We start from the raw sequence: 12,031 nt of genomic DNA, 5'->3' as shown, positions 1-12,031 counted from the left end.
CGATGCGCTGCCTCAAACGCCGACTCGCCCGCGTCGTCTACAACAACCTCACCACCGACCACCACGCCCGCACCCGCACAGCCGACAACCCCACACCCGCCGCCGCTTGACATAGGAGCTATGAGCCCGGCAGTCCCCACCGCTGGTTGAGCCGGCCCCGAGCGAAGCGAGGCGCCGAGTCGAAGCCAACTGGTGACCGATCCGCGAAACCCGACCCCCACCGCCCTGTGGACAGGCTCGCCACGGTCCGTCGGCTGTGGAGACTCTGACCGATTTATCGCAGCAATCCTGGGACCGTCACACCATGAGTGGATTCCTCTACATCCTGGAATGCTCGGACGGCACGCTGTACGTCGGCAGCACCCGGGACGTCGAGCATCGACTCGACCAGCACCAGTCGGGGAACGGATCGCGCTACACGCGTCCTCGTCGGCCGGTTCGGCTCGTCTACCAGCAAGAGTTCCCGCATATCGGCGAGGCCTACGCAGCAGAGCGTCGCATTCATGGCTGGTCGCGCGCGAAGCGGACCGCACTCATCGAGGGCCGGCTCGACCTGCTGCCGGAACTGTCGCGCGCGGATGGGAGGTGACGGCAGGCGCAGAACACTCGAACACACGTGCTATTCGGGTGTACCCTGCAGCCATGTCCCTCGGTACCCAAGGCTCCTTGTTCTCTGAGCAGTCAGCGGAGCCGACGCTCGGAAACCTGGCGACCTCGATCTCGCGGCGCCCGCTCACCGAGGGGGCGTGGGTCGACCTGTGTCCCGGCTGGATCAGGGGCGCCGACGAACTCTTCGACCGACTCAGCGAGTGCGTCCCCTGGCGGGCCGAGCGACGTCGTATGTACGAGCGGGTGGTCGAGGTCCCGCGGCTTGTCTCCATCTACCAGGCCGATCACCTGTTCCCCGATCCGATCATCACCGACGCACGCACCGCGCTGACCGAGCACTACCGCGACGAACTGCCCGAGGGATTCTCGACGGCCGGGATCAGCCTCTACCGCGACGGCAATGACTCGGTTGCGTGGCACGGTGACCGGATCGGCCGGGCGTCCACACACGACACGATGGTCGCCATCATCTCGCTCGGTTCACCTCGCCCCCTCATGCTGCGACCCCGCGGTGGTGGGCGGTCACTGAAGTTCACGCTGTCGTCGGGCGACCTGCTTGTCATGGGTGGGAGTTGCCAACGCACCTGGGAACACGCGGTCCCCAAGGTGCGTGGTGTCGGCGCCCGGATCAGCATTCAACTGAGGCCGCCCGGGGTGTGGTGATGTGGGCCGTTGCGGTCGCCAAGTGGTTTCGACTCGGCGCCTCGCTCCGCTCGGAGCCGGCTCAACCAGCGGGGGGTAGGGCTCTCCCGCTCGCCGAGACCAGCGGGGGCAGGGCCCTCCCGCTCGCCGAGACCAGCGGGGGCAGGGCCCTCCCGCTCGCCGAGACCAGCGGGGGCAGGGCTCTCCCGCCAGCCGAGCAGCGGGGGTAGGTCACCAAGTGCCTTCGGCTCGGTGCCGGGTCAACCAGCGGGCGATCGTGCTTTAATCATTTCGTTATAAACCGCGAGGACCGAGAGAAGTCATGAAGCGCACCCGTATCGCCGCCGCCCTGCTCGCCACCGCCGTCCTGGCCCTGCCGGTCGCGCCGGCGACCGCGAGCCCGCTCGACACACTGTTCGGAAGCGCGAGCGGCAGCCTCGACTCCGGGAGCGCCGCGCTCGGTTCGTCAGGCGGCGACAAGGTGACGCATTACGGCAAGCTCGGTCGTCCCGGCGCGCCGAACGGCATCAAGTCGATCAATGTGTGGGTCTACACGCCCGACAAGACCCAGGCGATCGTGCCCAACACCTACCCGAAGAACTCGCGTCTGGGTGTGCGCTGGAATTCGATCATCGACGCCGGGCCGATCGTCGACGGCAACGAGTGCCGCATGGAGGTCCGTCTGTCCGGACCCAAGGTCCCCAAGCAGGCTTCCCTGTTCAAAACGCAGGACTGCACTGCGGTGAAGTCCTACTTCTTCAAGGGCGCGGGCGATTTCACCATCCGCGTCACCGACACCATCTCGGGTGCGTCGAACCGCATCGCGTTCAGCGTCCAGTAGTCACGTCGCCGGACGTCGGCCGAGCGTTCGGTGTCAGCGCGTCCCGGTTCCGGCGAAGACCGGGAGAACGCAGCTCCCGGCCGCAGTCGGCGACGTCGTCGGCGCACCGATCGTCACGACGGACAGCTGGCCAGGCGCCGTCCAGGGTCCGGGGGCTGTGAACAACGTGGCGTAGAGCGAAGGTACGACGCAGGCCGCTTCGACCCGATGCTCACCCGTCCCACCACTGCAGTACGACGCCGCGACAACGAACGCCGAGCCCGCCACACATCCGGTGGGTTCGGCCGACGCCGACGGAGCCGAGACGGTGGAGAATGCCGCGCCGGCAACACACGCGGCGCCGGCGAGGACGATACGCAACGAGACTTTCGACAGAGCCATGCCGAGAATCTATGGCACCAGCGTCCGAAGTTCTCGATCCCGAACACAATTCGTCCGATCATGGGAACGAATCGCGTGGCGACTCCGTTCGTCAGCCCGCGGCGCCGACGTCGAACTTCTCACCCGTCAGGCGCTCGGATTCTTCCCAGAGCGCCGCTCGGAACTCCGCCTTGTCGGCGGCCTTCTTGTAACCGCTCCGACCGGGCGCACCGCGCATGCCGAACATCTGGGTGGGCCCGAAGAACGTCCCGGACTCCGCGTCCGGCACAGTTGCCGCGTACAGCTGGGGCAGTGCACCGTCGGCCGCCGGCTGGGCGATCGGCAGCTTGTTGCCCAGCTTCGCGAAGAAGTCGGAGAAGTTCTCACTCCTGCCCTGCAATTCCGTTGACGCATAACCGGGATGGGCGATCAACGACTTCTTCGACGACCCGGCCGCGGCCAGCCGCGCGGCGAGTTCCTTGCCGAACATGAGGTTGGCCATCTTCGAGTCGCCGTAGGCCCGCCACCGGCGGTAGCGGCGCTGCTCCCAGTTCAGGTCGTCGAGTTGGATGTCGCCGATCTGGTGCATCGTCGAGGACACGGTCACCACACGCTCGGTGATCTTCGGCAGCAGCAGCGCGGTGAGGGCGAAGTGCCCGAGATGATTGGTGCCGATCTGCATCTCGAAACCGTCGGCGGTGCGCCGGAACGGCACCGCCATCAGCCCCGCGTTGTTGATGAGGACGTCGGCGCCGGTGATCCCGGCGGCAAAGCTGCGCACCGATTCGAGGTCGGCGAGGTCCAGTTTGGCGACGGTCGCCTTCGGCCCCAGCTCCGACGCCACGGCGTCGGCTTTCGCGGTGTTCCGGCACGCGAGGACCACGTCGGCGCCGGCGCGGACCAGGACCTTGGCGGTCTGATAGCCGAGACCGCTGTTGGCGCCGGTCACCACGAACGTCCGGCCCGCCTGGTCCGGCACATCTGAATTCGTCCAACCACTCATCACGACCCCCTGGGATGCGTTGTCAGGCCCGGCACCGACGCCGGGTCCATGCGGCCCACGCTATTGACAGGCCGGGACGACGTCAACGAGTCGCCGTGGACGTCCCCGGCGTTCGGCGAGCCTACCCGCCGAAGAATGTCGTCAGCCGCAACGGATTCGCGCCGACGATCCGCCGGGCAGGCCGCAACAGTTCCGCGATCAGATTGGTCGACGATCCGAGCCGCTCGACGAGCTGGATCGGCGCGTAGAAGGCGGTTGGCTCCGAGCGTCCGCGCATGATCCGAGTACCGAGAAGCTTCCATTCCTCGGCTTCCTCGCCTGCCGACTCGACGGCCGCCCCGCTCGCCAGCGCCGGGATCCGCCCGGTCTTGGCCATGTCGGACAAACGGGCGCACTCGTTCACCGGGTCGCCGATGACGGTGTACTCGTAGCGCCGTTCGGCGCCGATGTTGCCCGCGAACGCCTCGCCGTAGGAAACGCCTATCCCCCAACGGATGTCGAGGCTGCTGGCCAGGCGGTCGGCGAGATCGCGGGCCGCTCCCAACGCAGCGCCGGCCGGGTCGTCGATCTCGACGGGTGCGCCGAAGACGGCGAGCGCGGCGTCGCCCTCGAATTTGTTGACGAAGCCGGAGTGCTGGTCGACGACGTCGGCGACGATGCTGAAGAACGCATTGAGCAGCGCGGCGGTGTCATCGGGACTGCGTTGCTGCGCCAGTCCCGTCGATCCGACGATGTCGACGAAGAGGACGCCGACTCGTTTGTTGGTGCCGTGCATGCCGACCCCGTCGGAGATCGCGAGATCGGCCACGGTGTCGCCGACGTGGCGCGCGAAGATCTCACGCATCCGGTCACGTTCGGCGAGACCTTCGACCATCTGGTTGAAACCGTGTTGCAGCACGCCGAGTTCCGATGAGTCGTAGACGGGCACGCGTGCCTTGTAGTCCCCGTGGTCGACGCGGTGAACCGCGCGGCGCATCTCGGTCAACGGGTCGGTGATCGCTTGTCCGACAAGCGCGATGACACGGGCTCCCGATGCGAGACCCACCAGGCACAGGATCACCGTCGTCCAGTCGACGGCACCGTAGACGTCGGGCAACAGACCGGTCCACCGGCCTGCGTTGACGGTCAGCAGACCGACCATCGGCACCGCCGAGCTCACGGCCCACACGGCCAGCATCCGTACCCGCACACCGTTCATCACGTGATTCGTCGGGAAATCCTCGAGAACGACGACAGCCAGGGGCCGGGCGGCGCGCTCGGCGAACAGGTAGGTGAGACAAGCGCTCGACATACCGGCCAGCGCGAAGGCCACCGCGACGCCCGCGACGGTCGCGGTCGTCAGTTCCTCGGCGATGAACACGTAGAACAGGGCTGCCGCACTCCAGGAGACGACCGTGACCCCGAGCTGCACGATCGGTATCCGCTGCACTGCGCGTCGTCGGGCATGGTCGGCGGGTTGGCAGCTGATGAACCAGCGCAGTTGAGGCCGGACCGCGAGCATTCCGAGCAGCAGGTTGGTGAGGATACCGACGACGATCGCCCCTACGACGACCGGGAAATTCGGCGCACCCAGCGTCTCGTCGAAGGTCAGTTGTCCGCCGTTGAAGGCGAGTTGGACGAGCAGGAAGGTCTCGACGCCGATCACCGCATTGCTGGCGATCACGGCCGTCATCGCAGTGACGGTGGCGTGAAGAGCGATCTTGCTGCGCATCGTCGGCCCGATCCGGGCCCATCCGCGCGGACTCGGGACCGTCGACACGCCCCACAGAAAACCCGCGGTGCGTCGGCGCAGACGCATCCACGACGCACCACGACGGGTCCGGCGTGGTCGTCCCATCGGCCTCTCCTGCCTGACGGCGTTCTCCGCAGCCTACCCAAGGAGGCGCCGTCGCAGAGGTGTCCAACGACCCTTGTCGCAAGCCAAGTGGCTTCGACTAGGCGCCACGCGGCCATCCCCCGCTGGTTGAGCCGCCACGCGGACGCGAAGCGGCCACGCGCCCATCCCCCGCTGGTTGAGCCGCCACGCGGACGCGAAGCGGCCACGCGGCCATCCCCCGCTGGTTGAGCCGCCACGCGGACGCGAAGCGGCCACGCGGCGTGTCGAAACCACGAATGGACCGGCACCTCACGGTGCCGGTCCATTCGGGGGTCAGGTGCGGATCAGGCCTGCAGGGCCTCGATCTCGAGGTTGATGGTGATCTTGTCGCCGACGACGACGCCACCGCCCTCGAGCGGCATCTCGATGTCGATGCCGAACTCCTTGCGGCTGAGCACGATCTTCGCCTCGAAGCCGGCAACGGTGCCCTGGCCCATGCCGGGGTTGGTCCCCAGGTACTCGAGTTCGAGGGTGACGGGCTTGGTGACGCCCTTCAGGGTGAAATCGCCGTCGAGCAGGTAGTCGTCGCCGTTCTGACGCACGCCGGTGGACACGAAGGTGGCCGTCGGGAACTTCTCGGCGTCGAAGAAGTCGGCGGACTTGATGTGGCCGTCGCGCTGCTCGTTACGGGTGTTGATCGAGGTCACGTCGATCTCGGCCTGAACGGCCGGGGTGCCGTTCTCGTCGACCGTGATGGTGCCGGAGAAGGTGTCGAAGCTACCGCGGACCTTGCTGACCATGAGGTGCTTGACGGTGAAGTTGATCGCCGAGTGGACGGCGTCGATGGTCCAGGTGCCAGCGGGGACGGGTGCCTTGACGGTGGTTGCGGAGGTCATGTCGTGGTCCTTCCAGAAAGTGTTCGTTCGGGTCTCGAATGGTGGCTGTGGGCCTTCGCGACCCATCACCAGACACTAACCGGACCGCGGTCCGATTTCATCCCCGGCGCTGGTGTGATCTACGTCACCTCCGCATCATCAACACTCCGATCGCGGCGATGGCGATGCCGCGGGGCGCCTCGTAGATGAAGCCGGAGATCCCGGCGATCGCCGGGATAGGCAGCATGAACCCGACCATGCCGACCACGGTCAGGATCCCGATCCAAAGCGGTACCGCCCGGTTGCGGATGAGGCTGACACCGAAGATCCCCATCCCGGCGAGCATCACGAGGCCGCCGACCGTGTTGAGCAGTTCGAAGGCCGAGGTGCCCAGCATCGAGTCGTCGGCAGCGATGAGCGCGGCCCTGTCCGGATCGTGCGCAAAGGGATACGCGACGAACAATTCGATCGTGAGGTGACCGGTTGCGGTGACGAGGTTGCCGACCGCGTAGGCGACGAGGCCGATCAGTCCGGCGATCCCGACCCGGGGCGCCAGCCACGCATACATCCCGGGCAGGCCGAGAAGCAGCAGGGTCGTGCCGATCGCGAGCAGGATCTGCGCCCATGGCGCGCCCGCCCCCTGTAGCGCCTCCACCGAATGGGCTTCGCCGTCGACGATGGGGTGCAGGGTGCCGCCGGCGATGCAGGCGAGCCCGCCGAATGTCAGGGCGCCCCCGCTGAGGCGGCGCAGGACCTGCCAACTCGGACTGCGGAACGGGCCGGGACCATCGGCGCCGGTCGCGTTGTCGTTCTGGTTCTGGGTGTGTGCGGTGGTAGTCATGACCGCAACGCTGACGGCCCCCACTGGTGTTAGCCTTGTGCGCGACTGGTGCGGCCCGACGAACGGCGCGTGTGTTGGCTTCCGATCCACAACTGGCGATCCGGGTCCTGGGCCCGCTGTCGGTGACGGGCGCCGACGGGTCGCCGATCACGATGACGGCCCGCAAACACGCCGAATTGCTGGCCATCCTCACCGCCGAACGCACGGCGTGCTCCCCCGAGCGGGTGACCGAACTGCTGTGGCGCGGTCGTCCACCGGCGTCGGCGGTGAGCACGTTGCACGGTTACGTCTCACGATTGCGCCGGACGCTCGGCCCCACCGGTGTCGTGCGCATCGACACCGTGCCCGCGGGATACGTGCTGCGCTGCGACGGAGCGGTCACCGACCTCGACCTGCTGGACAAACTCGGACAAGAAGGACTGCAGCTGGTCCGGACCGACCCTCGGGCCGGCGCAGAGGTGTTGTGCCGAGCCCTGGAACTCTGGCGCGGCGATCCGCTTCCGGAGATCGCCGACATCCCCGACATCGCACCCGAACTCGTCCGACTCGAGGAGATGCGGGCCGAACTCACCGAGACCGCCGCCGACGCGCTGCGCACCGTGGGCGAGCACCGTCGTTCAGTGGCGCTGCTGACGCCGCTGTGCCGACGCCATCCCTACCGCGAGGGCGCCGCGCGGACACTTGCCCACGCACTGCACGACGACGGACGCACCGTCGACGCCCTCGATGTCCTGCGTCTGCTCCGGCAGGGCCTGCGCGACGACCTGGGTCTCGATCCACACCCCGATACCGTCGCCCTCGAAGGCGATCTGCTCGACCCGTCTCCCGTGGTCATGCGGACCTCCCCTGCCGTCGCGCGACCGTCGCCGGCCCGGACGACACGCGAAATGTTCGGCCGCACCGCGGAACACGCTGTCCTCGAACAGGTCTGGAACGCCAGTACGGACCGTCCCGCGGGTGCGGTCGTGGTCGGACCGTCGGGCATCGGGAAGACCGCGCTCGTGGAACACCTCGTCTCCCGACACGGTGCGACCGCGCGCCGCTTCATCGGCCGCCCCGGGCCGCCCGGACCGATGTTCGGCGGACTCGAGGAACTGTTCGGCGAGTCACCCGTATCCGGCCCGACGACGTCCATTCCGGCCGGGCGAATCGTCACCGACCTCACCGCCCACATCTGGTCTGACGTAGCCGCTTTCGGGCGATCAGTGCTGCTCGTCGACGACGCCCAATGGCTCGACACCGACTCCGCGCGTGTGCTGGGCCGGGTGCTGGCAGGCATCGGGCAGGCACCGTTGGCGGTACTGGTCACCTCCCGCGACCCCGACGCCGAGCCAGTCCGAATCCTCCGGTCGACGCTGGATCGGCACGGCCCGGTCGCCGACCTGCGTCTGCGCGAGCTCGGCACCGACGACATCCGCGCCCTCATCGATCAGCGCCCGGTCGTTCGGCAATCCCGCTCTGGCGCAACAGTTGTGCGTTGCGGCGGCGACCGGTGGGTCGTGGGATCGAAACCAACCGGTCCGATCGATGATCTCGACACGCTTCGACGACCTGTCCGACGCCGCGCGTGCGCTTGTCATCATCGCTGCGGTGGCCGGAGGTGAACTCCCCCAGGACGTGTTCACCGAGGTGGCCGATGCTCTCGGTCGAGGCGTGGGCGACGAAGCGCGGCGCAGCGGACTGCTGACCGACCTCACTCCCCTGAGGAGCGAGTTCCGGGGCACCGTCGACGTGGCATCGACCGCCGTTGCCACTCAGGCGTGTATCCGGGCGGCTCATCGCGCATTGTCCGCGTCGGCGGACCATCGCGCGCTCGACCTGGCCCGATGCGGGCTCTCCCTTCCCGGGCTGGACCCGTCGTCGACCGTCGAGCTGCACCGGATCGCCGGTGAGGCCGCACTCCGTGTCGGCGAGTTCGATTCCGCGGCTGCGTCTCTCGAAGCGGCCGCAGCTCCGAGTCGGGCTGCGCGGGACTGGCGCTCCCTCGCCGACACCGCGCTGCTGTCGACCCCCCGAGGGGTCGCGGGCTACTGGTCCGGTTACGGCGTCGTGCAGGCCGACGACGCCGCGCTGGCCCGTGAGGCGCTGACACACGGCGACGCGTTGGCCCCAGAGGTGTCGGCGCGCCTGCACGCGTCTGAGGCAGCCCGGTTGACGGTCCTCGGCTTGCCGGGCGCCGACGATCACCTCGGGGCGGCACGGGTCGTCCACGGCGGCGGCGCCGTGGATTTCGAGATCGCGCTCGCCGACTTCCTCGTGCGGTGGGTTCCCGACCGGTTGGCGGATCGGCGCAAGATCGCGCGGGAGCTGTACGAACTGTCGGCGGGCGACATCCAGAAGCGCCTCACCGCACTCCACCTACAACGTGTGTGTGCGTTGGAGGCAGGTGACCTCCGTCTGGCGCGGCGGCTGTCGACCGAGTTCACCCGACTCGCTGGACGAGGTGGCGGCACCGACGCGGAGACCATGCAGTTGTGGTGGCAGGTCATGATCGCGCTCCTGCGCGGCGATCATGAGACCAGCACGAGGCTGACCGAACGGTTCGCGGCGACGGTCGGCGAACTGTCGGACCGTGCAAGGCTTCTCGCCGAGTCCTCGATGGCGACCAGCGCCTCGATCGCGGCGTGGCATCGAGGCGACCTCGCCTCGGCGCTGCCGCCGTTCGACGCGCTCGCGGAAGAGGTCGACGAGGACTTCGCCCTCGTCATCGCTCTCGGCGCCGCCGAGAGCGGCGACCTCGACCGTGCCCTCGACCTGGCGACCGAGCTCACCGCGGACGCCGGCGGGTGGACGGGTTCGCGGGTGGTCGCCCGGGTTCCGCTGTTGATCGAGACGCTGTACGCGATCTCGTGCGATCACCGTCACCGCGATGCCGCCCGCGAGATCTGCGGACGCATCGAGCCGTTCACCGCGGACTGGTCGTCGGGCCTTCTGGTGCAGTGGCCTGGACTCGTGTGCCTGGGGCCGGTGACGCTCTATCGAGGAACAGCACGCCAGATCGTCGGGATGGATGGCTCGGCCGATCTGCGGGAGGCCATACGCGTCGCGCGCGACACCGGCGCCCGTCCTTACCTGCGGCGCGCCGAGCATCGACTCGGCGACGGCTGACGCCTCACTTCCAGGCGAACACGGGCTGCTCGAAGCCGTCGACCCGGGCGTGTCGGTCCCGCAGGACCACCTCGGCGAACTGGTAGATGACCGCAGCCGTCGGCGCGTGGACGAGGGAGCCGACGATGGGCAGCTGGATGACCGGCAGATCCGACTGTGGAATCGTGAGGAATCGCGGTTCGACGAGCAGTTCCTCGAAGGTGACGAAGAACAGCAGGGCCACCTCGTCGGGATTGGGCGTCGGTTCCTGGTACTCCTCGGCCCAGCAGACGATCGGGGTGATCACGAATCCCGATCGAGTCGGGTAGTCGTCGAGCGCACCGAGCACCGAACTCGGGGGCAACTGGATGCCGAGTTCCTCGTCGAGTTCACGCAGACCGGCCGTGACATGGTCCTCACCGGGGTCCAGCCGACCGCCCGGCAGGGCGAACTGCGCGGCGTGGCGTCGCATGGTCGCCGGGCGTTTGGACAGCCAGATGCCCTGGCGTCCGTCCTTCTCGGCGACGGCGAGGACAACCGAGGCGGCGCGGGCGTCCGGGACGTCGGCGGTGCGCCGGTCAAAGGCGTCGACGCGCGCGGCGGCCACGGCCCGATCGAGAGTAGTCACACCCTCAGTTGATCATGTCGGCCATCCGTCGTGACCGCCTGCGTGAGGTGATAGCTCACGATGCTGAGCGCGAACAGCCCGAGGGCCAGGTTGAACAGGGCACCGAACCCTTCGAGCGCGAAGTCGACGAGGGCGTTCGACAGCATGAACACCAACGCCGCGATACGCAGCCCGCGAAGCGGTCCCGCCGAGGCCACCCCGCGTCGGCGCGCGACCATTGCCGGCAGGGCCAGCGCCAGGGTGATGATGCCGCTGACCAGCAGGATCCACGTGGCGGGAGTACTGCCGGTGAGCTCGATGTAGATGTCGAGTTCCTCGCTGCGATCCCCGGTGAAGTAGAAGCTCAACACGCCGACGACGATGGTGAGGCCGGAGGCCACCACCAATCCCCAGCCGACGACGGGAATCCATCGGGGACTCCGGAAGAAGCCTGGGATCAACGCCACCGCGCGGTCGCGGAGCCGCATCAACCGATCCGGCGTGCCCTCGCTCGACTCGAGGAGCGCCCGGATGTGACCGATCGTCTCGGCATCGAGGCCCTTGTCCTGCGCGACGACGAGGAACTCTTCGGCTTGGCGTCGTCGGCGCTCCGGAAGCCCGTGTGCGACACCGTCGGCCGCGATGACCGCCGCATTGGCGAGCGCTTCGGCGCCGGTGGGACGCTGCACATCTCGGACGACGCGGCTGATCAACAGGATCATCACGACGAGCACGTACATGATCTCCGCCGACGGCCCGTAGAAGTAGTCGTTGGTGCGGGTGACGAATTTGCCGACCTCGTCGAGGAACAACCCGAAACCGATGCCGCCGAGCACGATCGCGACGATCCGCGCCGTTGCCCCGAGAAACAGCCAACCGGTGATCAGCGCCAGCATCATCAGCGCCCCGCCCCACAGCGCGTGCGCGATGTGCAGGGTGCCGCCGCCGATCTGCGGATACCCGGTCAGGTGCAAGTACAGCCTGGTGACGATGATCGTCGCGATCGCGATGATCAAGAACCACTCGACGGCCGCGGTACCGTACACGCTGCGGACGACCACCGTGGTCGCGCGAGTTCTCATTGAACGAGTATGGCCGGTTCGCCGTCCTCGCTGGTCGAGCTTGTCGAAACCACCCACCCCCGCTGGTTGAGCTCGTCGAAACCACCCAACCCCCGCTGGTTGAGCCGGCACACCCTTCCGCTGGTTGACCAGGTGCCCCCTCCCGCTGGTTTCAGTGTCACTGTTGTTTAGCCACTTCGGTGGTGGTTGGGTTCTGAGCACCAGGCATCTGGCTCTCCCGCTGGTTACCGCCCTGGCTGTATCGGGCTGGTGTTGGCTCATTGTGCCG

The 12,031-nt window shown here is 67.9% G+C and carries 12 protein-coding genes; 5 read left to right on the top strand and 7 right to left on the bottom strand.

Features of this window, described 5'->3' with window-relative positions; translation table 11 throughout:
• Positions 1-304: 304 nt before the first annotated feature.
• The 3 genes from MHN80_RS25385 (at position 305) to MHN80_RS25375 (ending at position 2,092) form a co-directional block, all read left to right on the top strand.
• Positions 305-589, top strand: a complete 285-nt coding sequence (locus tag MHN80_RS25385; RefSeq protein WP_064572140.1) for a GIY-YIG nuclease family protein — start codon at positions 305-307, stop codon at positions 587-589.
• 53 nt (positions 590-642) lie between these two features.
• Positions 643-1,272: an alpha-ketoglutarate-dependent dioxygenase AlkB gene (locus MHN80_RS25380; protein WP_239404110.1), complete on the top strand. Its 630-nt coding sequence runs from the start codon at positions 643-645 to the stop codon at positions 1,270-1,272.
• Between the two features lie 301 nt (positions 1,273-1,573).
• Positions 1,574-2,092 (top strand): hypothetical protein, encoded by a 519-nt coding sequence (locus MHN80_RS25375; protein WP_239404109.1) that lies wholly within the window; start codon positions 1,574-1,576, stop codon positions 2,090-2,092.
• A gap of 33 nt (positions 2,093-2,125) precedes the next feature.
• On the opposite strand, the gene MHN80_RS25370 is transcribed toward MHN80_RS25375, so the two are convergent.
• From MHN80_RS25370 to MHN80_RS25350, 5 genes are all read right to left on the bottom strand, one after another.
• Positions 2,126-2,473 carry a hypothetical protein gene (locus MHN80_RS25370; RefSeq protein ID WP_239404108.1) on the bottom strand — a complete coding sequence of 116 codons (348 nt, stop codon included), beginning with the start codon at positions 2,471-2,473 and terminating at the stop codon, positions 2,126-2,128.
• A gap of 91 nt (positions 2,474-2,564) precedes the next feature.
• Positions 2,565-3,455: an oxidoreductase gene (locus MHN80_RS25365; protein ID WP_004021347.1), complete on the bottom strand. Its 891-nt coding sequence runs from the start codon at positions 3,453-3,455 to the stop codon at positions 2,565-2,567.
• Between the two features lie 121 nt (positions 3,456-3,576).
• Complete coding sequence (locus tag MHN80_RS25360; protein ID WP_004021348.1) at positions 3,577-5,292, bottom strand: adenylate/guanylate cyclase domain-containing protein; 1,716 nt, start codon at positions 5,290-5,292, stop codon at positions 3,577-3,579.
• 323 nt (positions 5,293-5,615) lie between these two features.
• Positions 5,616-6,167, bottom strand: coding sequence for a YceI family protein (locus MHN80_RS25355; RefSeq protein ID WP_004021349.1), 552 nt, complete (start codon positions 6,165-6,167; stop codon positions 5,616-5,618).
• 124 nt (positions 6,168-6,291) lie between these two features.
• Entirely contained in the window at positions 6,292-6,987 is a 696-nt protein-coding gene (locus MHN80_RS25350; protein WP_239404107.1) for a hypothetical protein, read from the bottom strand.
• A 74-nt stretch (positions 6,988-7,061) separates the two neighbouring features.
• Between MHN80_RS25350 and MHN80_RS25345 the strand changes: the two genes are divergently transcribed.
• Together MHN80_RS25345 and MHN80_RS25340 are read left to right on the top strand one after the other, a co-directional pair.
• Positions 7,062-8,591 (top strand): BTAD domain-containing putative transcriptional regulator, encoded by a 1,530-nt coding sequence (locus MHN80_RS25345; RefSeq protein WP_239404106.1) that lies wholly within the window; start codon positions 7,062-7,064, stop codon positions 8,589-8,591.
• A complete protein-coding gene (locus MHN80_RS25340) occupies positions 8,515-10,095 on the top strand; it encodes a hypothetical protein (RefSeq protein WP_239404105.1) in 1,581 nt (526 codons plus the stop codon). The genes MHN80_RS25345 and MHN80_RS25340 overlap by 77 nt, the downstream gene beginning before the upstream one ends.
• Before the next feature lie 4 nt (positions 10,096-10,099).
• On the opposite strand, the gene MHN80_RS25335 is transcribed toward MHN80_RS25340, so the two are convergent.
• A complete protein-coding gene (locus MHN80_RS25335) occupies positions 10,100-10,702 on the bottom strand; it encodes a CoA pyrophosphatase (protein WP_239404104.1) in 603 nt (200 codons plus the stop codon).
• Entirely contained in the window at positions 10,699-11,742 is a 1,044-nt protein-coding gene (locus MHN80_RS25330; protein ID WP_239404112.1) for a hypothetical protein, read from the bottom strand. The genes MHN80_RS25335 and MHN80_RS25330 overlap by 4 nt, the downstream gene beginning before the upstream one ends.
• Positions 11,743-12,031: the final 289 nt, after the last annotated feature.

It is taken from the genome of Gordonia sp. McavH-238-E (genome assembly GCF_022348225.1).
GTDB classification, from domain to species: Bacteria; Actinomycetota; Actinomycetes; order Mycobacteriales; family Mycobacteriaceae; genus Gordonia; species Gordonia terrae.
Note: the sequence above shows the minus strand (reverse complement) of the source record. Positions and strands in the feature narration are given on the sequence as shown.

Bases quoted from the DNA above. Each gene is read 5' to 3' on its own strand.
- MHN80_RS25385 (WP_064572140.1), top strand. From the start codon at position 305: ATGAGTGGATTCCTCTACATCCTGGAATGCTCGGACGGCACGCTGTAC.
- MHN80_RS25380 (WP_239404110.1), top strand. From the start codon at position 643: ATGTCCCTCGGTACCCAAGGCTCCTTGTTCTCTGAGCAGTCAGCGGAG.
- MHN80_RS25375 (WP_239404109.1), top strand. From the start codon at position 1,574: ATGAAGCGCACCCGTATCGCCGCCGCCCTGCTCGCCACCGCCGTCCTG.
- MHN80_RS25370 (WP_239404108.1), bottom strand. From the start codon at position 2,473: ATGGCTCTGTCGAAAGTCTCGTTGCGTATCGTCCTCGCCGGCGCCGCG.
- MHN80_RS25365 (WP_004021347.1), bottom strand. From the start codon at position 3,455: ATGAGTGGTTGGACGAATTCAGATGTGCCGGACCAGGCGGGCCGGACG.
- MHN80_RS25360 (WP_004021348.1), bottom strand. From the start codon at position 5,292: ATGGGACGACCACGCCGGACCCGTCGTGGTGCGTCGTGGATGCGTCTG.
- MHN80_RS25355 (WP_004021349.1), bottom strand. From the start codon at position 6,167: ATGACCTCCGCAACCACCGTCAAGGCACCCGTCCCCGCTGGCACCTGG.
- MHN80_RS25350 (WP_239404107.1), bottom strand. From the start codon at position 6,987: ATGACTACCACCGCACACACCCAGAACCAGAACGACAACGCGACCGGC.
- MHN80_RS25340 (WP_239404105.1), top strand. From the start codon at position 8,515: ATGATCTCGACACGCTTCGACGACCTGTCCGACGCCGCGCGTGCGCTT.